20 protein-coding genes, 4 tRNA genes and 1 pseudogene are annotated in these 20,921 nt (G+C 42.3%); 14 read left to right on the plus strand and 11 right to left on the minus strand.

The window, feature by feature from the left end; translation table 11 throughout:
* The first annotated feature begins 6 nt into the window (after positions 1–6).
* The gene (locus tag RM347_RS00160) at positions 7–984 is read left to right on the plus strand and encodes an o-succinylbenzoate synthase (RefSeq protein ID WP_322722042.1); all 978 of its coding nucleotides are present in this window, start codon (positions 7–9) and stop codon (positions 982–984) included.
* A complete protein-coding gene (locus tag RM347_RS00165; protein WP_322722043.1) occupies positions 969–2,402 on the plus strand; it encodes a 2-succinylbenzoate--CoA ligase in 1,434 nt (477 codons plus the stop codon). The genes RM347_RS00160 and RM347_RS00165 overlap by 16 nt, the downstream gene beginning before the upstream one ends.
* Here the strand turns inward: RM347_RS00165 and RM347_RS00170 are convergent.
* The 7 genes from RM347_RS00170 to RM347_RS00200 all read right to left on the minus strand — a co-directional run bounded on the left by RM347_RS00170 (position 2,395) and on the right by RM347_RS00200 (position 8,097).
* Positions 2,395–2,841, minus strand: coding sequence for an acyl-CoA thioesterase (locus tag RM347_RS00170; protein ID WP_322722044.1), 447 nt, complete (start codon positions 2,839–2,841; stop codon positions 2,395–2,397). The genes RM347_RS00165 and RM347_RS00170 overlap by 8 nt on opposite strands.
* 179 nt (positions 2,842–3,020) lie before the next feature.
* On the minus strand, positions 3,021–3,479 hold the full coding sequence (locus RM347_RS00175; RefSeq protein WP_322722045.1) for a type II toxin-antitoxin system VapC family toxin: 459 nt from the start codon (positions 3,477–3,479) through the stop codon (positions 3,021–3,023).
* Complete coding sequence (locus RM347_RS00180) at positions 3,476–3,745, minus strand: hypothetical protein (protein ID WP_322722046.1); 270 nt, start codon at positions 3,743–3,745, stop codon at positions 3,476–3,478. Before RM347_RS00180 ends, RM347_RS00175 begins: the two co-directional genes overlap by 4 nt.
* Positions 3,746–3,955: 210 nt before the next feature.
* Positions 3,956–4,726: a hypothetical protein gene (locus tag RM347_RS00185; RefSeq protein WP_322722047.1), complete on the minus strand. Its 771-nt coding sequence runs from the start codon at positions 4,724–4,726 to the stop codon at positions 3,956–3,958.
* The gene (locus tag RM347_RS00190) at positions 4,693–6,654 is read right to left on the minus strand and encodes a DEAD/DEAH box helicase family protein (RefSeq protein WP_322722048.1); all 1,962 of its coding nucleotides are present in this window, start codon (positions 6,652–6,654) and stop codon (positions 4,693–4,695) included. Before RM347_RS00190 ends, RM347_RS00185 begins: the two co-directional genes overlap by 34 nt.
* A gap of 306 nt (positions 6,655–6,960) precedes the next feature.
* Positions 6,961–7,045 (minus strand) — tRNA-Ser (locus tag RM347_RS00195).
* Positions 7,046–7,176: 131 nt separating this feature from the next.
* Positions 7,177–8,097, minus strand: a complete 921-nt coding sequence (locus RM347_RS00200) for a TIGR04168 family protein (RefSeq protein WP_322722049.1) — start codon at positions 8,095–8,097, stop codon at positions 7,177–7,179.
* Here RM347_RS00200 and RM347_RS00205 point away from each other — a divergent pair.
* The 4 genes from RM347_RS00205 to RM347_RS00220 all read left to right on the plus strand — a co-directional run bounded on the left by RM347_RS00205 (position 8,077) and on the right by RM347_RS00220 (position 9,590).
* Positions 8,077–8,232 (plus strand): hypothetical protein, encoded by a 156-nt coding sequence (locus RM347_RS00205; RefSeq protein WP_163937771.1) that lies wholly within the window; start codon positions 8,077–8,079, stop codon positions 8,230–8,232. The genes RM347_RS00200 and RM347_RS00205 overlap by 21 nt on opposite strands.
* A gap of 14 nt (positions 8,233–8,246) precedes the next feature.
* Positions 8,247–9,221 (plus strand): quinolinate synthase NadA, encoded by a 975-nt coding sequence (gene nadA, locus RM347_RS00210; RefSeq protein ID WP_322722050.1) that lies wholly within the window; start codon positions 8,247–8,249, stop codon positions 9,219–9,221.
* Positions 9,222–9,345: 124 nt separating this feature from the next.
* Positions 9,346–9,431: transfer RNA gene (locus RM347_RS00215), tRNA-Tyr, on the plus strand.
* Between the two features lie 87 nt (positions 9,432–9,518).
* Positions 9,519–9,590: transfer RNA gene (locus tag RM347_RS00220), tRNA-Thr, on the plus strand.
* A 30-nt stretch (positions 9,591–9,620) separates the two neighbouring features.
* Here the strand turns inward: RM347_RS00220 and RM347_RS00225 are convergent.
* Both RM347_RS00225 and RM347_RS00230 read right to left on the minus strand, forming a co-directional pair.
* The gene (locus tag RM347_RS00225) at positions 9,621–10,229 is read right to left on the minus strand and encodes a group I intron-associated PD-(D/E)XK endonuclease (RefSeq protein ID WP_322722051.1); all 609 of its coding nucleotides are present in this window, start codon (positions 10,227–10,229) and stop codon (positions 9,621–9,623) included.
* 116 nt (positions 10,230–10,345) lie between these two features.
* Positions 10,346–10,418: transfer RNA gene (locus RM347_RS00230), tRNA-Arg, on the minus strand.
* Between the two features lie 358 nt (positions 10,419–10,776).
* Between RM347_RS00230 and RM347_RS00235 the strand changes: the two genes are divergently transcribed.
* The 4 genes and pseudogenes from RM347_RS00235 (at position 10,777) to cutA (ending at position 13,790) form a co-directional block, all read left to right on the plus strand.
* Complete coding sequence (locus RM347_RS00235) at positions 10,777–11,436, plus strand: Npun_F0813 family protein (RefSeq protein ID WP_322722052.1); 660 nt, start codon at positions 10,777–10,779, stop codon at positions 11,434–11,436.
* Between the two features lie 140 nt (positions 11,437–11,576).
* Positions 11,577–12,428 carry a hypothetical protein gene (locus RM347_RS00240; protein WP_322722053.1) on the plus strand — a complete coding sequence of 284 codons (852 nt, stop codon included), beginning with the start codon at positions 11,577–11,579 and terminating at the stop codon, positions 12,426–12,428.
* Between the two features lie 21 nt (positions 12,429–12,449).
* Entirely contained in the window at positions 12,450–13,451 is a 1,002-nt protein-coding gene (locus RM347_RS00245; protein WP_322722054.1) for a transposase, read from the plus strand.
* Between the two features lie 5 nt (positions 13,452–13,456).
* Positions 13,457–13,790 (plus strand): annotated as a pseudogene (gene cutA, locus RM347_RS00250) (divalent-cation tolerance protein CutA).
* Positions 13,791–13,839: 49 nt separating this feature from the next.
* Here the strand turns inward: cutA and RM347_RS00255 are convergent.
* Entirely contained in the window at positions 13,840–14,781 is a 942-nt protein-coding gene (locus tag RM347_RS00255; protein WP_322722055.1) for an ADP-ribosylglycohydrolase family protein, read from the minus strand.
* Positions 14,782–14,868: 87 nt separating this feature from the next.
* Positions 14,869–15,810, minus strand: coding sequence for an ADP-ribosylglycohydrolase family protein (locus tag RM347_RS00260; RefSeq protein ID WP_322722056.1), 942 nt, complete (start codon positions 15,808–15,810; stop codon positions 14,869–14,871).
* A 393-nt stretch (positions 15,811–16,203) separates the two neighbouring features.
* Here RM347_RS00260 and RM347_RS00265 point away from each other — a divergent pair, with 393 nt between their 5' ends.
* The 4 genes from RM347_RS00265 (at position 16,204) to RM347_RS00280 (ending at position 20,847) form a co-directional block, all read left to right on the plus strand.
* Positions 16,204–16,743 (plus strand): hypothetical protein, encoded by a 540-nt coding sequence (locus RM347_RS00265; RefSeq protein WP_322722057.1) that lies wholly within the window; start codon positions 16,204–16,206, stop codon positions 16,741–16,743.
* Positions 16,744–17,005: 262 nt separating this feature from the next.
* Positions 17,006–18,922 (plus strand): sulfite reductase, ferredoxin dependent, encoded by a 1,917-nt coding sequence (gene sir, locus RM347_RS00270; RefSeq protein WP_322722058.1) that lies wholly within the window; start codon positions 17,006–17,008, stop codon positions 18,920–18,922.
* Positions 18,923–19,010: 88 nt separating this feature from the next.
* Positions 19,011–19,718 (plus strand): 16S rRNA (uracil(1498)-N(3))-methyltransferase, encoded by a 708-nt coding sequence (locus RM347_RS00275; protein WP_322722059.1) that lies wholly within the window; start codon positions 19,011–19,013, stop codon positions 19,716–19,718.
* Positions 19,719–19,782: 64 nt separating this feature from the next.
* Positions 19,783–20,847, plus strand: a complete 1,065-nt coding sequence (locus RM347_RS00280; protein ID WP_322722060.1) for a tetratricopeptide repeat protein — start codon at positions 19,783–19,785, stop codon at positions 20,845–20,847.
* The last annotated feature ends 74 nt before the right edge of the window (positions 20,848–20,921 follow it).

Raw genomic sequence — 20,921 nt, forward strand, 5'->3', positions numbered from 1 at the left:
TAATTGATGCGTTATCAATTTAAATTTCGTCCCTATCGGCGAAGATTTTTGCGATCGCTTACCACCAATCACGGTAAGTGGGAGATTCGTGAAGGTGTTATCCTCCGTCTCACCGATGAAACTCTCAAAGTCGGCTGGGGAGAGATCGCCCCCATTAGCTGGTTTGGTTCCGAAACCCTAGAACAAGCCTTAGATTTTTGTTGCCAACTCCCAGGAGAAATCACAGACGAGATGATTTTCTCCATCTCAGATGAGTTACCAGCTTGTCAATTTGGCTTTGAGTCAGCCTGTGATATGGGGAGTAGGAGAGATAATTTTATAACTCCTAACTCTTCACTCTTCTACAGTGCCTTATTACCAGCCGGGGAAGCGGCTTTAAATCAATGGCAAACCCTATGGCAGCAGGGATATCGCACATTTAAGTGGAAAATTGGTGTGTATGCGATCGCTCATGAACTAAAAATTTTTGAGTCATTGATATACACCTTACCAGCCTTTACCAAACTGCGATTAGATGCCAACGGTGGACTCAGTTATGAAGAAGCTAACTTATGGTTGTGGACTTGCGACAATTTCAAGGCAAATGCAGAACTACCCCTAGAAATTGAATTTATCGAACAACCGCTACCCGTTGAGCAATTTCAGGGGATGTTGGAATTGAGTACGAGTTATGAAACTGCGATCGCCTTAGATGAATCTGTCGCCACACTTGGGCAACTCGCTGCTTGTCATCAACAAGGTTGGCGAGGGATTTTTGTCATCAAACCTGGGATAGTTGGATCGCCATCTCGTCTGAGAAAGTTTTGCCACCAACATCAAATTGATACTGTATTTTCGTCAGTGTTTGAAACTGCGATCGCAAGACAAGCAGCACTCCAACTAGCAGCCGAATTATCCCAAAACAACAGAGCAATTGGTTTTGGCATCGACCATTTTTTTGAACAAGAAGAAACCTGGCTTCAAAGTTTATGCAACAGCCTTTAGACTGTCTTAATAACCTAACTCAGGATGATTGGCTTATTGGTTACAACAGCCATCAATTTAATCAAATAGCTCAAGAATTATATTTAGAACTAACACAATTATCAGCCTGTGGAACATCACCAAAAATCATCTTAGCTGAACGCGAACCTTTAAGATTTCTAGCAAGTTTTATAGCTGCTTGTGCAGCTAATTGCCAGGTTTTTTTGTGTAACCCAGACTGGGGAACACAAGAATGGCAACAAGTCTTTGATTTAGTACAGCCAGACATTATTTGGGGAGAATTTCTCTACTCTCCCACTCCCCCACTCTCTTACTCAGCACGGGCTAAACGCCCTGCTACCGCTAACAGCACTCAGCACGGGCTAAACGCCCCGCTACCGCTAACAGCACTGATTATGATTCCCACAGGTGGTTCATCGGGGCAGATTAAATTTGCCATCCATACTTGGGAAACTCTTATAGCATCTGTACAAGGATTTACAGAATACTTTCAACTAAAACAAGTCAATTCTTTTTGCGTGTTACCGCTATATCACGTTAGCGGTTTAATGCAATTTATGCGCTCTTTTACCACCGGAGGCAAACTGGCTATTCTGCCATTCAAAGTAGTAGAATCTGGTCAAATACTTAATATTAAACAATCAGAATTTTTCATATCTTTAGTACCAACGCAGTTACAACGCCTCCTGCAAAATCCAGAATTAACTGAATGGTTATCCCAATTTAATACAGTACTTTTGGGAGGTGCGCCAGCATGGAACGAACTACTAGAAAAAGCCAGATTTCATCGCATCCGGTTAGCACTCACTTATGGTATGACAGAAACCGCCTCTCAAATTGCCACCCTCAAACCAGATGATTTTCTAGGCGGTAAAATTAGCAGTGGTCAAATTCTTCCCCATGCCAAAGTAACTATTCGCAATCAGCAAGGCGAGATATTAAATCCCAATCAAATAGGAAATATCACCATTCATGCTCAATCTTTATCCTTTGGTTACTATCCGATAACCAGAGAAAATCAGGATACTTTTCAAGTAGATGATTTAGGCTTTTTAGACACTCAAGGTCATTTAAATATTGTCGGACGTAACAGCGACAAAATTATTACAGGTGGAGAAAATATTTACCCAGCAGAGATTGAATCAGCGATACAAGCTACTCAAATGGTTGCCGATATTTGTGTCATCGGCATCCCAGATAAACACTGGGGACAAGCCTTAACAGCGATTTACATTCCCAAAAAATCAGATACCTCTGCCTTAAAAATTCAAACCCTACTCAAAAACAAACTCAGCAAATTTAAAATCCCAAAATATTGGATTCCTCAGCAAAACTTACCCCGCAACTCCCAAGGTAAAATTAACCGCCAACAGTTACAGCAAATCGCCACAGAATTCCTCCAAAATTCCATCACATAATCTCTCTCGACCTTCTTCTCTCTGCGTCCTCTGCGTCTCTGCGGTTCGTTTCCAACCACTGAATAATCTCATCAGGTAATTCCTGCTTACTTCGACTACTTGCATCAATACAAACATGGCGAGTAATAGCCTTAGCAACTACCACCTTAGCCACAGTAATTTCATAAGTAATTTCAAACTTATCAGCACCGATTTTTTGGGGAATTAAGCTAATCAGTAACTTGTCCCCGACAAACATAGGGCGCAAAAAATCCACACTAGTATGAACAATGGGAAACCCCACAGACGGATTAGTAAAAAAATCTTTGAGATTAATATTTGATGCTTCTAGAGATTCTTCATAAGCTTCATGGCAAATACTCAAGGCGTTAGCAAAATAAACTACCCCAGCAGCATCAGTATCTTGGAAGCGAACCGTGCGGTTATAAGTAAAAGGCATTTTTGACAATTGAATATTAAAAAACAGCAGGTTTATCCCCTGCTTTACAAACTAATTTTATTGCAACTAAGTAAGTTTGTGATAAAAATTTAATTTCCCCAATTCTGAGTTTGTATCGATTTGTTTAGCCTCATTTAATGCTTTGGGGTTGAATATATGGTAAGGAAAGGCGATCGCTTCTACATCGACTCCAACGGCGGAACCTCAAAGTCATTAAACGAGGAAACATTGTAAGACGAAGTGGCTATTGCTTTTACCAGCTTACCGTCGAGAGTCAGCAAAGTAGCACCTACCTGCTGTGAAAGTGCAATATAAGAGCCATCGTAGGCGGAAATTCCATAACTCAAGCTTATAGTAACTGCATCCGCCATCAAATCAGCTGTTGAAACAACACGCAACGGAAAAGCTTTCAGAGTAGCTAAATCTGTCTGAACCTCAGCAGCAGTGTACATCCTTGCACGGACATACTTCCAGAACGTGTTAGCACACTCAATGTAAAAAAGGTCTGGAACAAAAATTTCTGTCTGTGGATTAGCGAGATGACCGAAGAGTTGATTAACTTTGCCAGTTAGTGGGTCAGCAATAAAATACTTGATGTACACACTGGTATCTACCACGCATCTAAGAGGATTGCTCATCTATCGCGGTCTTCTCGAATTAGTTGAGTACTATCAGGTAATCCAAAGTCTGCTGGATTCAAGCGGCGGCGACGGCGACTAATTTCCTCTAGGAGTTTTGGGACATTTTTTCGCCTTTCCTCTTCCGTTGGCTGTGTTTTTGCCTGCAAAGCGTTCTGCAAGATTGTAATAACTTGAGCATCAATTGAGTTATTTTCAGCTTTAGCTAAGTGTTGTAGTTGTTCGTATAATTCATCAGGTATATTGAGCGCATGAATGGTAGCCATTGACTGACCTCCCAAAAGAATTTATTGGTAATGGTAGCACGATGGCAGTAGGGGGAGAGGTTAGGGTGCGATGATCTGTAGTCTAAGTTCCTCTTTAACAGATTGCCATACATCTTGGATAACTTGGCTTCTAAGATTTCTATAATTAGCTATGTATCTTGAAATCCTAAAAGATAACACTCGTACAACGTTAGTAAGTAAACATAACTATCAGTACGAATCCTGATCGAGTGATTTGCCAATCAGACTGTAAATTTCTCGTAATTGCTCAGAGTCTAAAGTTTGAATTAGCTGCTCTGCTGCTTTCTTAGAGTTCTGACGAGGTATAGTTAGCCATAATCCTTGATTAAGAGTAGCAGATGGTAATTTTTCTAACCATTCTCTAACCACTTTTCGCCCTTCTTCTGTAATCTGATAATAACCACGTTTCTGACCTGATAATCGTTCAATCCATCCTAAATCAAGCCAACGTTGCCTCCAAATGTGTGCATTACTGAGTACTGTATGCAACACTTTAGCAATGTGCGCGGCATTGATAGATTGCTCATCTGGGAAAGCCTGAATGAGCTTAGAAAACTTCTCTAAATATTTCGACGAGCTGCCCCAATTGTTTAGGTGATTATCCTCTATATCAAATGCTTTTGTATTGCTTGATTCTAGTTCTTTAATAATTTTGTCAATATCTGATGGTTCACAACCCAACCCAAAAGGTGGCTGTGCTTTGCACAATTCCTCGTAGGTTTTGAAAGGCTTTCCATATTCATCAACTAATTGCTGATAACCATCATATTCCTTCATCAAGTCACGCCATGCTTTTAACTGTTGAGCATTAAACACGGCATCGTGTAGAACTGCTTGCATCTCTAACCTAACAGCAATTGCCCAAGCTTGTGAACCAGGTGGTGCTGTTAGATCACCAGCATTTCCTAAAGTTCTTATGTGAGCTTTTAATCTGTCACTGGATAGTTCTTTTGTAGCCATGCCCACACTTCCCTCAATTCTTCTAGTGCCATTTCCTTGCGAGACTTGTTAAAATAATTGACAATTTCCCCATTGAGCAATTTGGGTTCTTTTCCATTCTTAATTCCATATCGGCGGACATAATTTTCAATTTTTTCACGCATAATATTTAATTCTTCACTTGGAGTGAAAGATTCTCGCGGAAAATTTTCCATATTAATAACCTCTTTCTGTTCTAACCTTGAATTACACATTTCTAGAAAATGTTTCAAATTAATTGTGCTGCTACTAATTCCAAATGTCTGTGCAGTTGATTGAATTATTTCTGTCTCTAAATAATCAACAGTTTCTCCAGTACTTAAATCAGATGCTCTTAAGCGGGTCAAACTTGAATTTAATGGAATAATAGAATTATTTCGTTGGAAATTGCTATTTTCTTCATTGCTAGCACCAGAACTTTTCCTTTCGTTTTGCTCTTTTTCTTTTAAAACAACCTCTTGCTCTGTAATGATTTTCTCTACACACTGACGAGCTAACTGATCATCGGGAATAAAAATTAATCCTAAACTTTTTAATTCTCCTGCTTTTCTATCAACTCTAGCTGCTCTTGCCCATGATTGTTCTAGCCAGGGTACACTTCTTATGTGAGTTAAGCAAGCAACATGAGTAATAGCTGGAACATCAAGTCCTTCGTATGCCATTGCCACTGTTACTAAAACATCAACTGCTTTTGCATCTCTTGGTTGGTACTCTTTTTTGAATTTTTTAATTGCAGATTGCGCGTCTTTTGATTCATCACTTGTTGCTTTAACAGCCGTGTTAATTCCTAGCTCTTTCAACCAGTCGAGATATTGATTAGCTGTTGAAATTAATGGTGCAAGTACAAGTAACTTGGAGCGAGGGTTAATTATTTTATGTTGTTTCCAATTATCAACACAGTTTTTTAATAACTGACGAGCATATCCTGTACTAAGCGCTGTTTGAAGTACTATGCCTGTATAATCTCCAGCTTCTGAAAAACTTTCCACTGAACATTTCTGTCCCGTTTCATCAATCCACTCAGCCTCTCCATCTCCCCACTCAAAATGAAGAGGAACTATAGCACGTTCTCTAAGAGCTTGACTACGTGTATACTCAAGAACTATTGTATCCTCGGTGTTAGATAGATTAGGAGTAACACCAGCAGGAGTTTGTTTGTAAGGCATAAAAGCAATTTGCTGGCAATCTCCACGCACATGAGTTCCTGTTACGAGAATTAGTAAAACTGCTTGATCTACCAAAGGTTGTAAGAATCGATGCCAAACTCCCCCCTCTTTAACATGATGAAACTCATCCAGCACGAGAATGTAGCGCTTGCGCCGAAACTCTTGAGCATGAAGATCGGGGTTAGCTGCTATTGCTTGGTAGGTAGCTACATAGCCTGACATTCCCTTACATGGGTTAGGCTCATTATTATTCGCCATCACTCTGTGTTCATGCACTAAGTGTTGTTTAAAAAAAGCATCATCAAAATTTTCTTCTCCTTGCTTTTGTAAATTTAGTTTTGGGACCATCCAACATATTGCATCAGCGATAGTTCCATGTAAGCCTCTCTGAGAAGGCTGATTTGGAATTAGTTGCGCCGCACCAATTACTGGAATTAAGCTTTTACCACCTCCTGGTGTAACCAACATGAGAATTTTTTTGATAGGCTGTCCTGCCTTGATAAGTTTACATATCTCTAGAAACTCGGCTTGGTGTTTTCTTAGATTTAGTTGCTGACTTAGATTTAGCTGCTGATGGGAAGGTTCTGAAAACAAGTCGAGTTGCTTGGCAGTTGTCATTTTTCTATTCTCTTGTGCGGTTTTTATGTAATGGCATTGAGGACATAATCCCTGCATTTCATGAACATTTGTTCGGTGAGTTTCTGCCCACTGAACAATATGATCTGCATGCCAATTTGAAGGCATATCGCACCCGCACAGTTGACACTTTCCATCAGCCGCATACCAGAGGCTGGCGCGTAGTCGTTTCGACCGGAGGAAACGACTCTCTTTTACCATCTAAAAATTCCTCCAGTAGTTAACTTATATAGGCTATAATAGTACAAGTGTTCTGCAAATGTTTCTATTCTGAGCCAGTTACTTCTGAAAAGTCCAATTAGGGGACAATTACCAACTAGCTGATAATTTAGCAGAATATTGCTCAGTATGTTTACTGTGCAATCAATAATTCACATATTACTGAGTAAAGAATAATTTACTTTTAACTTCCAACGGAGAGGGGGAGATTCGAACTCCCGGAGGTTTTAGCCTCATCCGATTTCAAGTCGGACGCAATCGACCACTCTGCCACCTCTCCAGTAAATCTGTCAAACTTGTGTTTATCCTAGTTTCAGACGCTATTTAGGCGCTTTTGTTGGTTAGCACTAAACTTGACAGATAATACTATACCCTATTATTTACGCAGATTGCACTACTGGATGCGAATGTCTACGACACAATACGCGATCGCTCATACAAAATTTCCCCCTTAGCCACCTGAAAGTCATTCCCCACCCAAACTAGGGAAACTTGCGAAACCACACCCGCCTCTAGGGTGACAATGGAAAAGTTACGCAACTTCTCGCTGTCATTTTCCACAATCCTGGGGACACTAGCCGCATTTAAGTAAATTGTCCCCTCTGGACTTCTAAAGATAGGTTTGCGTTGCACCTTCTTGGTATGGCGTAAATCTCGGTGCATGTGACCAAATGTCACCAGAGGAATGGTTTTACCAGCAGTCAAGGCTTGAGAAATCGCCTCGCCCAAATCTGGATCGCCAAAGTCGCCGCCAATTGGATGCCAGTCTTTGCCGCAGGGGTCTTCGGGGCGATCGCCTAACCCACTAGGCCCATTGTGACCCAAAAATATAATTGTCTCGTAAGCGGCGCTTTTAACAGCTTTGAAGATGCGATCGGCGGATTCTTCCAAACTCGTCACACCGTAACGTTCTTTACAGATTTCCGCGAATTTCCACTCCGGGCCACCCCAGGTAAAGGGACGGCCCCCCACTACAGTTAAATTCCAAGCGGGAAAATCCAACTTACCATAACCGACATGGGACGAACCTAATAAATCGAGTTGTTCCTGTACCCAGTCTTCCTTAGAGCGGTCATAAGGAGCCTTTTTGCGTCCCCATTCGGTGGCGGTGTACCAGGCATCGTGGTTGCCCATCACGGCTGCTTTGGGAATATCGAGAGAGGCGATCGCTCTGACCACTTCCACCGATTCATTGCCAAAATCCCCGACAAACAGCGCTAAGTCAACACCCAGATGCTTGAGTGCAATACCATCTTCCACTTCCCATTGGTCGTGAACATCTCCAATTACAGCAATTTTGAGGGTTATCGATTGAGTTTTCTGACTGGTCATGCCACTTTCCTTGCCGTCTATCTCCAGGATATGAAACTCAGCCCGATTTGGACACAACCCCAAAATATCAACCGTCCACTATTTTTGGTAAAAACTACTATAATTGAATCCACAGGACATACATTTGCAACATAAAGCACCCCTAAACTGTGTTTACCACTGCACTAGCTCAACGAGAAAACACCCAACTGGGTGAACTACCACTAGATTTGTTTGCCGCGATTCAGAGTCTCAAAAAAGAACTCAACGCCGTTATCCTGGCGCATTATTATCAAGAGCCAGATATTCAGGATATTGCAGACTTTATTGGGGATTCATTACAACTAGCAAGAGCCGCCGAAAAAACCAATGCGGATGCGATCGTCTTTGCTGGTGTTCACTTCATGGCAGAAACAGCAAAGATACTTAATCCCGATAAATTAGTACTTTTACCAGATTTGAATGCTGGTTGTTCTTTAGCAGATAGTTGTCCAGCAGACGAATTCGCAGCTTTTAAAGCAGCGCATCCAGATCATTTGGTAGTGTCTTACATCAACTGTTCTGCTGATATCAAGGCGATGAGCGATATTATTTGTACTAGCTCCAACGCTGTGAAAATCGTGCAGCAGATACCGAAAGAACAGCCGATTATTTTTGCCCCAGATCGGAATTTGGGGCGGTATGTCATGGAACAGACGGGACGAGATTTGGTGCTATGGCAAGGTAGCTGTGTTGTCCATGAAACCTTCTCAGAAAAGAAAATTGTCCAGTTAAAAATTGCCCATCCCGAAGCAGAGGCGATCGCACACCCAGAATGTGAAAGTAGTGTATTGCGCCACGCCAGCTTTATTGGCTCCACAGCCGCTTTACTCAAGTATTGCCAAAGTAGCCCTACCAAAGAATTTATCGTTGCTACGGAGCCGGGAATCATTCATCAAATGCAAAAATTAGCTCCTGACAAGCATTTTATTCCTGCACCGCCGATGAATAACTGTGCTTGTAACGAATGTCCGTTTATGCGGTTAAACACCCTAGAAAAGCTCTACTGGGCAATGAAAAATCGCACTCCCGAAATTACCATGTCAGAGGATATTCGGCTGGCTGCACTGCGACCAATGCAACGAATGCTGGAGATGAGCATGTAACCAGTATTTTTTATACAGATGGTAGAGACGCAGTTTTGTTGCGATCTCTACCTGCAAGTTATTTTTTCTAATCACTTGCAATTTATAAAACATGGTGCTAAGATTTTAAATCGTGAGACAAATCGGGTCGGTGTCCGAGTGGTTAATGGAGACGGACTGTAAATCCGTTGGCTAGCGCCTACGCTGGTTCAAATCCAGCCCGGCCCACCACTTACGAAGTTATAAGTTATAATGACTGGGTAAGCATCAAAACTCCCAGCATTTTAACTTCTAGCTGAAAAATCGTAATTGTATTTCGCCCGTGTGGCTCAGTGGTAGAGCACACCCTTGGTAAGGGTGAGGTCACGAGTTCAATCCTCGTCACGGGCTTTTTAGATGAATATAAACACAACAGAAGCATTAAGTTTCAGTTTTTTCATAAGCTTTCTTAACCCAATACCCTCTGGGTGGCTTTTCTATCCCATAAGACTTACACCACTTCTCTACAGCTTTATCAGACACGCCAAAATCTCTCCCAATTTGTGCAGTTGGCTTTTCCCAAACTAGTTTTTCTAGTTCTTCTTTCGATGGCCTTTCAACTTTCCTGGTATGAATTCTAGAGTCTGGGTTAATTTTTCTACTTGTTAAATCAACGCCAAACTCCTTGTAGGTTCGCTTAGACGCTGCTTCAGTAAAGTCTGTAAAATCCTCCCACCAGTAAAACGGTGTAGCTGAATTAGGTATCTGGGTAGTTATGTAGCAACCCTTAAAGTTAATTGATGGATAAACAACTTTATCTATGTCAGGCAGATAAACAGCATAAAAGTCAAAGTCATTTACTTTGTACTTCTTCTGATGAGTCCCATTTTTATCTACCCAAATAGTTTTATTTACTACCCTGTTATCTCCCGCGTATTTAGCTTGTATTTTGTAAAATTTATCGTCTTTGTAAGCAACAAAATCGAAAGGTAAATGTTCACAAACAAGTGGCGTGAGGACTAAATAACCTTTAATGGTTAGATCAGCCATCGCTTTTGTCGCAGCAATATCGCCTTTGTTCTTAGTATGATGCAGCAAAACGAACCCTCAAGCAAGGAAACGATCGTATCACTTCACGGTGCTTGAGGGTTCATATTGAGTTAAAACGAGCGCGGCAGGGTTCGAACCTGCGACCGATTGCTTAGAAGGCAATTGCTCTATCCACTGAGCTACGCGCCCAAAACAAAACTATGGCTCCCAAGGGAGTCATCTAAACTATTATATCGTCTTCACCTACCAAGAAGCAATCGAAAATTGCAGATTTACCACTAGCAAGGCTAAGATGCTAGTCGCTAGTTAGTGCAATCTACACCGAAAACAAAACAGATGGGGTATTGGTTTAGATATATTGAGTTGTCAAGGGGTTATTTGCCTGTTAACGCCACCGCCCTCTGGGCGGCTACCTTCGGGAAGGATCTGGCGATCGCTAGGCCCATTTTCACAGTACGCTAGGTAATTTCAGCCTTGGCGATACTGCCAAATGCCATTATATATTCCATATTAAGAGTGCCCCTGTGAGGAGTTATTTGCTAGTGCCATGTTTATTCTCAAACGGCAGGATGTTGAAATATCAAGCATTCAGCACCCAAAAAAGGATCAGCAGGTGCCGATCCTCAGTTATCAAGGGCAGACTTTCCGCTTGATTAGTGTTTTCAAAGCTAGTCAAGAAGAAGAAGCTAGAGGCTTATGGAGAGAATTAACGGATAACCGAGGTAAAGCCTGTGTTTTGCTGGAAGAACCCGAACGCTTTAGTGTTTGGGGTAAAATCCGTTTAGAGCAACTAGATAGTGACACAGGTGGTCATGGCAAAACGGCAATTTTAATCCAAGCCGGTATTTTGCTGTTGCAGGGTGTTTCTATCGACATTGAAGAGTTTTTAGGTGCTAGGCAAGCTGCATTATTTGAAAAAGATATTGCGGAGGTGTTCAAGCAGAAACAATTTCCCCAAGCATCATCCCTAGAAGCGGTTAAATATTTGGTATCTACTAATCCTTTGCCGACAGCTAAAATACCTGATTGGCAAGAAAATCATGTAGTTATCCTGTTACAAGAACTGCATCGATTAGGAAAAGCCTATTTTGGCAATGCTAATTTTACCAAACAAGTGATTTATAAGCTAGAAGATATGCCAGAAGCCGAGCGATCGCTGTTTATCAATTGGCTAAATCAATCGTCACTGGGTAAACTATGGCAGTAGCATGGAAATTATTTAACAAAATTCCTGCCACTGGCACTTGCTTTTGGTGTCCGATTGTGCATTACCTGGCAGATACACTGCTAGATATACAGTCCTTTAACTCAAAATACTGCCAGAGTGCATCTACATAGTCAAGCCCTATGAATAACTCTTACGAGAATTCGTTCCTTTCTAAATCAATTTTCACCACTCAGAACATTGTCTTAGCTAATATTGGCTGGGCCGTCCTGGCACTGCTATACTTTTTGTTGTTTAGTGCCAAAGTTCCCGGAGCAAATGGCATAGAAAGCCGAGCCGAGTGGTATGTGATTGGCACAAATATTTTTGAAGCTTTAGCTTATTTGGGTGCCAGTATCTTATGCTTGAGGAACTGGCTTAGTCCGCAAATCGTCAGTGGCCGGAATGTTTGGCTCTTAATTGGGTTAGGTATGCTTTCCTATTTCGTTGGGGGGATAATTTTCGGCTATACCGAAATAATTTTAAAAGATGAACCAGATGTGTCTGTAGGTGATATATTTTTTGTACTTAGTTATGTATTACTTGGCGCAGGCATGATTTTAGCTGTGGCTTCCAGGCGAATCAATCTGGAAAAATGGCAGTGGCTGATTGTGTTAGCAATTGCAGTGTTCGGTAGTTTGTTGGCATGGTGGATTTCTATGCAACAGGAAACACCCTCAGAACTGCTAGTCGCTATTTTGAATTGGTTTTACGTAGTTAGCGATGTGGTTTTGTTAATTATTGCTACCACCCTGCTACTAGCCTTTTGGGGAGGAAGAGTTTCCCAGTCTTGGCGAATGATTGCAGCGGCGGCCTTTTCGCTCTACATTGCAGATATGTGGTTTAAATACGCCCAAGGCCCCAATTATCAAAGTGGAGAGATATTAGAAGTTTTTTGGGTGTTTAGTGGGGTGTTATTTGGCATGGGCGCTGTCTTAGAATATGACGCATCACTAAGACGAACGCGGCGTACCAGCGGACGGAAACGAGCTTAGTAAGGATTTTTGGTATCTACCGTGAGAAAACTAACAGACTCTGACAAGCAAGAAATTCTTAAGTTATATCGAGAGACTGCCGAAACAACCTCAACTTTGGCAGACCGCTATGGTGTGAGTAATTCGACAATTAGTCGTCTGCTCAAAAGCACTTTGCCAGAAGATGAGTATGAATACTTAGTCTCTTTAAAGCGGGCTGCGAGAACTCCTGAGGGTAGGGCGCAGGTAAGCTACGAGCAGTTACCTCTGCTGACTCAACCAGAGCCGGAGGTAGAAGTTCCACCCATCGAGAGCCACCCTGTGGAAGTGCCAAAGGTTGAGCCACTGCCACGTCGGGTAATTCATGTAGAGCAGGAACTTTTCTCAGAGGAAACAGCAGAGTCAATCGCCGCTAGTAGACGAGTGCGGCGACGCCCCTCGGCGGCGGAAAAACCGAAGCTCCGAGTCCCAGAGAAATTAGAAACTCCAGAGCAAAAGCCGCCGGAAATAGTCAGCATTCCCATCCCACCGCTAAAGAATGAACATCCAGGAGCGGCTGTCATCGCGCACATGCTGGGCGAAGATTTGCTAGACGAATCGGAGGATTTGGATGATTTAGAAGATGATGATTTAGAGGATGACGACTTTGAGGAAGAAGACTTTGATGACGATGACCTGGATGACGAAAGACCTTTAGTCACAAAAAGAAGACCAGGTGAAGCATCAGTTCAAGTTTTACCTCTGTCGATAGCCAATTTGCCGAAAACTTGTTATTTGGTAATTGACCGTTCCTCGGAATTAATTACCCGACCTCTGAAGGACTTTGGTGATTTGGGACAAATTCCCAGCCTGGAAACCCAGCAAAGAACTCTGCCGGTGTTTGATAATCATCGCGTCGCCAAGCGCTTTTCTACCAAGCGCGATCGCGTGATTAAAGTTCCTGATAGTAAAATGCTCCATAAGGCTCGTACTCATTTGCAAGCTAAGGGCATCACACGGCTGCTGATTGATGGTCAGGTTTATTCCTTATCTATGACGGTTTAAAGGTCATGGAGACACCTGCTGGCTATGGTGTGGTATTGGTGACAGCTGGCAACATGCGGGAGGCAGAAGCAATTGCAAATGCCCTTGTGGAGGCTAAACTTGCTGCTTGTGTGAGTCTGTTACCAATCCACTCAATTTACACCTGGCAAGGGGAACTGCATAAAGAGCAAGAATGGCAATTACTGATTAAAACTGATTTGGCGCAATTTCCTGCATTGGAGGCCAAAATTAAGGAACTTCACTCCTAATGAAGTGCCAGAAATTATTGCTTTACCAATTGTTGTAGGTTCTCAAGCCTACTTACAGTGGATTTCTCAGCAAGTTAAAAGTAAAAAGTGAGGAGTTAGGATTTTCATAACTTCTCACTCTTTACTCTCAAAAACTAACTCTAAGCGTAAACAGCCCTTGCAAAACGTTCTGCCAAATAGATAATGTCCTGTCTACGAGCAATTTGGTTCATCCATTGTTGAGGAATATTTTCCACGCCGTAGTAAATTCCCGCTAACCCACCGATGACGGCAGCAGTAGTATCTGTATCTCCGCCTAAGTTAACAGCTTTCAATACCGCCTCAGAATAAGATGAACTATTTAACAAACACCACAGGGATGACTCCAAGGTATCAATCACATAGCCACCAGAATTAATCTCTTCCACTGGTAATTTGGCAATCTCACCAGTGAAAATTCTGTCAAAATACGGCTTCTCTAACAAAAATTCTTGGGCAGAATAAATTGTTTGGATATCTTGCAATCCTTGTAGATAAGCTGTTTGGGGGTCAGCCCCTTCCAAGAGCGCCACTGCAATACTGATATAAATGCCACAGGCCATTTGAGAACGGAGATGAGCGTGGGTAATGGAAGAAACTTGATGTACTCGTGCAATCAATTCATCCAGAGATAAACTTTTGTGACAATAAGCCATCGGCAAGATTCTCATCAACGAACCATTGCCATTACTATTTTCACTAGTACCACCTGCTTTCAGGGGTGGAGTTCCTTGTTTCCAGTTCGCAATTGCTAAAAATGTGGTGTTACCGATATCAAATACTTCGCCTTGAGCAGTCCAGTAACTTTCGTGATACCAGCGCCAGAAGGAATTAGCAATTGCATCCAGCGAAAATCCCTCACAAAGACATTCTGCCAAGCAAAAGGTCAGCGAACTATCATCTGACCACGTACCAGCAGGAACATCCCAAGTTCCATAACCCAGCATCGATATGACTGGAGATTTTACTCGTTCAGCGCGGCTGGTGAACTCCACTGGCACGCCCAACGCATCACCAACACATAAACCCATCAAACCAGACAATGTTTTTGCAGCGGTTAGCATTGTTCAACCAGCATGAAACTTTTCTACAACTGATTTTACTTGCGAAAAGTCCCTTATCAAATGCTTGGTATAATTTATAGTTCCAAACTAGCTGTAAACAGCCCTTGCAAAACGCTCTGCTAAGTAGATAATGTCTTGTCTACGGGCAATTTGGTTCATCCATTGTCTGGGAATATTTTCTACCCCGTAATAAATTCCTGCTAGCCCACCGGTGACGGCGGCAGTAGTATCTGTATCTCCGCCTAAGTTGACAGCTTTTAGTACCGCCTCAGAATAAGACGAGCTATTTAATAAACACCACAGGGACGATTCTAAAGTATCAATCACATAGCCACCAGAATTAATCTCTTCCACAGGTAACTTGGCAATCTCACCACTAAAAACTCTGCCAAAATGCGGCTTCTCTAACAAAAATTCCCTCACAGAATAAATTGTTTGGATATCTTGCAATCCTTGTAAATAAGCTGTTTGGAGGTCAGCCCCTTCCAAGAGCGCCACTGCAATACTAATATAAATGCCGCAGGCCATTTGCGATCGCGCATGAGCATGGGTAATCGCCGAAACATCATGCACCCGCGCCAGCAATTCGCCTAAAGTGAAGCTTCTGTGACAATAAGCCATCGGCAAGATTCTCATTAAAGAACCATTGCCATTACTATTTTCAACCTTACCACCCGCCTGATGGGGAACAACTCCCTGTTTCAGGCGCATAATTGCTGTATGAGTAGTTTGACCAATATCAAAGACATCGCCACGGGGAGTCCAGTAAGCCTCTTTGTACCAGCGCCAGAAGGAATTGGCTATAGCGTCCAACGAATACCCCCGACAAAGGCATTCTGCCAAGCAAAAGCTTAACGAACTATCATCTGACCAAGTTCCTGGTGGTTGATTCCATGTGCCATAACCCAACATCGTTGTCACTGGAGATTTCACTCGTTCAGCACGGCTAGTAAACTCCACCGGCACACCCAACGCATCACCGACACATAAACCCATCAAACCAGACAACGTTTTTGCAGCGGTTAGCATTATTCAATCTCCACGAGAATTGCTCAAAATTAACTTTATAGATTCCCTCTATAGCTTGTTGCAACAGATGCTACAGCCTACTGTTTCATCCTATGTGAAAGGCTCGGAAAATTTTTTTTAATAGATATTTTATTTAGCGTATTCTGACTCAGTTTTAGTTCCAAATCTTGTGCCAGTTTAGAAAGCGTCTATCTTAGAATAAACAACCAGAATGAAAAAATATTGAAATGTAATTATAACAGCTTATTTATAAATATAAGGGATAGTTAGCCTGTAAGTTTGATGCATCAATAACAACAGTCATTTAAGAAAAAGTGGGAAACATTTGGAACATTATCACGCGATTTTCGACCTGGAATATACAAGTAAAAAATACAAAGTTTGGTAAAAATTATGAAGCGCTTATTCAAGTATTTCATGACAATTTCTGCATTTTCTTCCTTAATAGTTGCTCCTCTGGTTTTATCAGCTGGTCAAGCTTCTGCTGAAACCAAAAAGGGTACTGATGCTAGTTATGTTGGTGCTGGTGTTGCAGCTGGCGTTACCAGTGGCGGACAAGGCATCAACGATGATGCCACATTTGGTGGTAACGTTACAGGTCGCGTGAAATTAGGAACTACGCCATTTTCTGCACGCGGTAATGTCCTCTGGAGTGATAAAACAAGTGCCATCATCCCAGAACTTTCTGTGGATGTGCCTATCGCTAATAAAACTAACGCCTATTTAACTGGTGGTTATTCTTTTGTAGAGAAAGATGGCTCACCAACTCCTATAGGTAACAGAGATTCAGTTGTGGTAGGTGCTGGTGTTGAATCGGAAGTTGCTAACAACTTCCTCGTCTACACTAATGCCAAAGTCGGACTTGGTGCTTACCAAAATAGCGATGCTTCTGCTGTTAGCATCAATGGTGGTATTGGTTATCGCTTCAAATAAAAGATTATTGAGTCCTCAGTCAGTTTATACTTTACTTAGTACTCAGGACTCAGCACGGGCTAAACGCCCCGCTATCGCTAACAAAACTTACCACTCCAAAAAGCTGGTTTTGTTAAGTATTACATCACTGACAAAGCCAGCTTTTGCCGTGGTAAAATTAAAATATTCCTCATTATTCCGGCCGGATTACCGGGGATCAAGTAGCCGAAGGGTGCTGATTCGGCGTCTACTAATGCTTTATTGAGAATACTATACAAGTCTAATGGTTAAATCTGCTCCTTCCCCCATCGCTAGCCGTAAGCCTTCCAAAGTAGAAGGAATCAAGGAAAATAGTAATTTTTTGCGTGAACCTGTAGCAACTGAGATCCTTCAAGATACTACCCATTTTACCGAAAATGCGGTGCAGCTTTTGAAGTTTCACGGTTCTTACCAGCAGGATAACCGCGACAACCGCACCAAGGGACAGGAAAAAGATTACCAGTTTATGCTGCGGACAAAAAATCCGGGTGGTTTAGTACCGCCGCAGCTGTATCTGGCTTTAGATAAAATAGCTGATGAGTATGGCAACCACACGTTACGAGCAACTACGCGTCAAGGTTTCCAACTACACGGTATTTTAAAGAAAAATCTTAAGTCAGCAATTGCCACGATTGTCAAGAACCTGGGTTCGACTTTGGGAGCTTGCGGCGACATCAACCGCAACGTGATGGCACCACCAGCCCCTTTTAAGAATCGCCCAGAGTATCAGTATGCTTGGGACTATGCCCAGAATATTGCTGACTTGCTGACAGCACAGACAGGCGCTTATTACGAAATTTGGTTAGATGGCGAAAAAGCAATTAGTGCTGAAGAAGACCCAGAGGTGAAGGCAGCCCGACAGCGCAATGGCAATGGCACAATTATTCATGACAACGAAGAACCGATTTATGGCACGTACTATATGCCTCGCAAGTTTAAAATTTGCGTGACAGTGCCAGGGGATAATTCGATTGATTTGTATTCTCAAGACCTGACGTTGGTAGTGATTACCAATAAAAAGAAGCAATTAGAAGGATTTAATATTTTTGCTGGTGGTGGTTTAGGTAGAACCCACGGTAAAGAAGAAACTTTCGCTAGGTTAGCAGACCCCATCGGTTATGTGGCGAAAGATGACGTTTACGACATAGTGAAAGCGATTGTTGCTACCCAGAGAGATTATGGCGATCGCACCGACCGTCGTCATGCCAGATTAAAATATCTAATCAACGATTGGGGTGTAGATAAATTCCGTGCCCAAGTCGAAGAATATTTTGGTAAAGCAGTTGAAGCTTTCAAACCACTGCCAGAGTTTAAATATCACGACTTCCTCGGCTGGAATGAACAAGGTGATGGCAAGCTATTTTTAGGAATTTCCATTGACAATGGTCGAGTCAAGGATGAAGGTTCGTTTCAACTGAAAACTGCCTTGCGGGAAATTGTCGAGCAGTTCAACTTGCCCATCCGTTTGACACCCAACCAAAACCTGATTTTTTACGATATCGAACCAGATAGCAAGCAAGCTATTCAAGATATTCTCAGCCGTTACGGTGTCGGAGACGACCCTAGTAAAATCGAACCTTTAGTGCGGTATGCAATGGCTTGTCCGGCTTTGCCTACTTGCGGCTTGGCAATCACGGAATCAGAACGCGCAATACCAGGTATTTTGGAGCAGGTTCGCGCCCTTTTGGATAAACTTGGTTTACAAAATGAGCATTTTGTGGTAAGGATGACAGGATGCCCCAACGGTTGCGCTCGTCCCTACTTGGCAGAATTGGGGTTTGTCGGTAGCGCTCCAGAATCTTACCAATTATGGTTAGGGGGTTCGCCAAATCAGACTAGACTGGCGCAACCTTACATAGAAAAGCTGCACCATAATGATTTAGATAGCTTTCTAGAGCCAATTTTTGTTTACTTTAAAAAATCTCGGAAATCGAAGGAAAGCTTTGGTGATTTTTGCGATCGCGTTGGTTTTGATGCCATCCGCGAATTTGCTGCCACCTACGAACCCCAAACATCTAATGGTGCAAGCAAATCACGCCATCGGGTAAATTTGAAAGAAGAGGTTTATAGCAAGTTGAAGGAAGTTGCAGAAAGCCAAGGTAAACCGATGACTCAGTTAGTGACTGAAGCGCTAGAGGTTTACTTCCAGAATCTTTCGTAAGCCGAATAAGTAATTAAACCATGAATGGACACAGATGGACTTATCTGTGTCCATCTTTGATTTGATCTTCTTGAAATTCCCAAATCCCATGTCTCAACTGCAAAGAATTGCGATCGCACCCTCCCAATTCCAACAAGGGCAAATTTTACTTACAAAAGAACAGCAACATTATTTGGGGCGTGTGTTGCGCTTGCGTGAAAGCGATCGCTTTATTGCAATGGATGGTCAAGGAAAATGGTGGTTGGCGCAGCTAGCAGGAGAACAAGCACAGGTTTTAGAAGCGCTTTTGGTAGAAACTGAATTACCTGTATCGATTACGCTGATGGTGGCTTTGCCCAAAGGCAATGGATTTGATGAAGTAGTGCGGTGTTGTACAGAGTTGGGAGTAACTTGTATTGCACCAGTACTGAGCGATCGCACTTTGCTTCATCCTAGTCCTCAAAAGCTCGAACGCTGGCGGCGCATTGCTGCGGAAGCCGCCGAGCAATCAGAGCGCTCCTTTGTGCCGACAATTTTAGAGCCTGTTGCTTTTAGCACTGCTGTCACTGCTAATCAAACAAATCACCGTTACATTTGTGAGGCTCGTGGAGAGTATCCCCATTTAAACAAAGTGCTGAGTAGCATCTCTGACGAGATTGTCATTGCCACTGGCCCAGAGGGAGGATGGACAACACAAGAAGTTGAGAATGCGATCGTAGCTGGATTTCAACCTGTTTCCCTTGGTCGCCGTATCTTGAGAGCAGTTACAGCTCCAGTAGTAGCATTAACCTTGATTACCGCAAGTTGTGAAGTATAAATGATTTATAGCTCACGCAAAATTAATTTTGCGCGAGACATCATTCCACTTTCTATTTAAAGTGATGATTGAGCAAGTTGCGATCGCCTTTGAGCATAAAAACTATCAAACAGCTGCTAAATTACTCAAACAGCTGCAAAAAGAATCGCCCGAAAATCCTTGGGTACAATATTATCTCGGTCGGCTACATGAAGTATCTGAAAAGCGCCAAGATGCAGAAAAAATTTATCGGCAACTGCTGCGAGATACGACCAATACCAAGATAGTGACGCTAGCACGTCAAGGTTTGCGACGGCTGCAAGAAATTGAGCAAGAAGAAAGACAAAGAGCCATTTCTCAAGCAACAGTCCAAGCAAGTGACATTCAACTTGGTGTACTAATTTTAGAGCCACTCAGTAACGAGATGAAAACAGAAGCATCTCGAAAATTCGCCCAGATTATGCAGCTAGACCCATACACTGCACGACTAATACTACCAAGTCGTGGTTGGAGGTTATACCGCACTGGCCAAGTGGGAGAACTAAAATTTTACGGCAAACAGCTACAGCAAGCTGGCATTCCTTGCTTTTGGGCAACAATAGCTCAAATTCAGCAAATTCAAGTTTATCAAGTCAAATATTTCCAAGAATCTACCCCAAAAGCTACTATTGTTTGCTGTAATGATACAAATCAACTTGGTTCTCTCACCTTTGACTGGTCAGAAGTCACAGCAAAAGTAGTGGGACTATTGCCCATTTTTGAACAAGTTGTAGATGTTGATGCCTACCGTAAACTGGAATGGAAAACTCAAACACAAGACTATGCTCAGTTTTGTGATCTACACCTACCTGGTAGACGTTGCATTCTCCGAATTTATGATAACGGGTATGAATTTCAGCAAGGTTTAGAAATCATTACCCAAGCTAGCCAAAATACAATCAGAATTAATTGGAATAGTTTATCGAGTTGGATTGACCAGCAACTACCTCAAGTCAAAATTTGGTCAGATTTTACGTCCTTTGCAGATACAATATTAGACCAAACAGAAATGCTGGGGCATATCAAGTCTCACATTCATTTGTTGCGTAGGGAACAGACTAATTGGGACTCAGCTTTTCATTTATATAGTGGACTGGTGTTTGTTAAATAATTCGTAATTCGTAATTAAGTTACCTATTACCTACCTTAAGAAATAAACCACAAATCAAATAGGAGTGCTATATC

This window comes from Nostoc sp. ChiQUE02 (genome assembly GCF_034531305.2).
In the GTDB taxonomy this organism is placed as follows: Bacteria; Cyanobacteriota; Cyanobacteriia; order Cyanobacteriales; family Nostocaceae; genus Nostoc.

What these genes read in the sequence shown, in the direction of transcription:
- RM347_RS00160 (WP_322722042.1), top strand. Translation starts at nt 7, where the DNA reads ATGCGTTATCAATTTAAATTTCGTCCCTATCGGCGAAGATTTTTGCGA.
- RM347_RS00165 (WP_322722043.1), top strand. Translation starts at nt 969, where the DNA reads ATGCAACAGCCTTTAGACTGTCTTAATAACCTAACTCAGGATGATTGG.
- RM347_RS00170 (WP_322722044.1), bottom strand. Translation starts at nt 2,841, where the DNA reads ATGCCTTTTACTTATAACCGCACGGTTCGCTTCCAAGATACTGATGCT.
- RM347_RS00175 (WP_322722045.1), bottom strand. Translation starts at nt 3,479, where the DNA reads ATGAGCAATCCTCTTAGATGCGTGGTAGATACCAGTGTGTACATCAAG.
- RM347_RS00180 (WP_322722046.1), bottom strand. Translation starts at nt 3,745, where the DNA reads ATGGCTACCATTCATGCGCTCAATATACCTGATGAATTATACGAACAA.
- RM347_RS00185 (WP_322722047.1), bottom strand. Translation starts at nt 4,726, where the DNA reads ATGGCTACAAAAGAACTATCCAGTGACAGATTAAAAGCTCACATAAGA.
- RM347_RS00190 (WP_322722048.1), bottom strand. Translation starts at nt 6,654, where the DNA reads ATGCCTTCAAATTGGCATGCAGATCATATTGTTCAGTGGGCAGAAACT.
- RM347_RS00200 (WP_322722049.1), bottom strand. Translation starts at nt 8,097, where the DNA reads ATGACCAGTCAGAAAACTCAATCGATAACCCTCAAAATTGCTGTAATT.
- RM347_RS00225 (WP_322722051.1), bottom strand. Translation starts at nt 10,229, where the DNA reads ATGGCTGATCTAACCATTAAAGGTTATTTAGTCCTCACGCCACTTGTT.
- RM347_RS00235 (WP_322722052.1), top strand. Translation starts at nt 10,777, where the DNA reads ATGTTTATTCTCAAACGGCAGGATGTTGAAATATCAAGCATTCAGCAC.
- RM347_RS00240 (WP_322722053.1), top strand. Translation starts at nt 11,577, where the DNA reads ATGAATAACTCTTACGAGAATTCGTTCCTTTCTAAATCAATTTTCACC.
- RM347_RS00255 (WP_322722055.1), bottom strand. Translation starts at nt 14,781, where the DNA reads ATGCTAACCGCTGCAAAAACATTGTCTGGTTTGATGGGTTTATGTGTT.
- RM347_RS00260 (WP_322722056.1), bottom strand. Translation starts at nt 15,810, where the DNA reads ATGCTAACCGCTGCAAAAACGTTGTCTGGTTTGATGGGTTTATGTGTC.
- RM347_RS00265 (WP_322722057.1), top strand. Translation starts at nt 16,204, where the DNA reads ATGAAGCGCTTATTCAAGTATTTCATGACAATTTCTGCATTTTCTTCC.
- sir (WP_322722058.1), top strand. Translation starts at nt 17,006, where the DNA reads ATGGTTAAATCTGCTCCTTCCCCCATCGCTAGCCGTAAGCCTTCCAAA.
- RM347_RS00275 (WP_322722059.1), top strand. Translation starts at nt 19,011, where the DNA reads ATGTCTCAACTGCAAAGAATTGCGATCGCACCCTCCCAATTCCAACAA.
- RM347_RS00280 (WP_322722060.1), top strand. Translation starts at nt 19,783, where the DNA reads ATGATTGAGCAAGTTGCGATCGCCTTTGAGCATAAAAACTATCAAACA.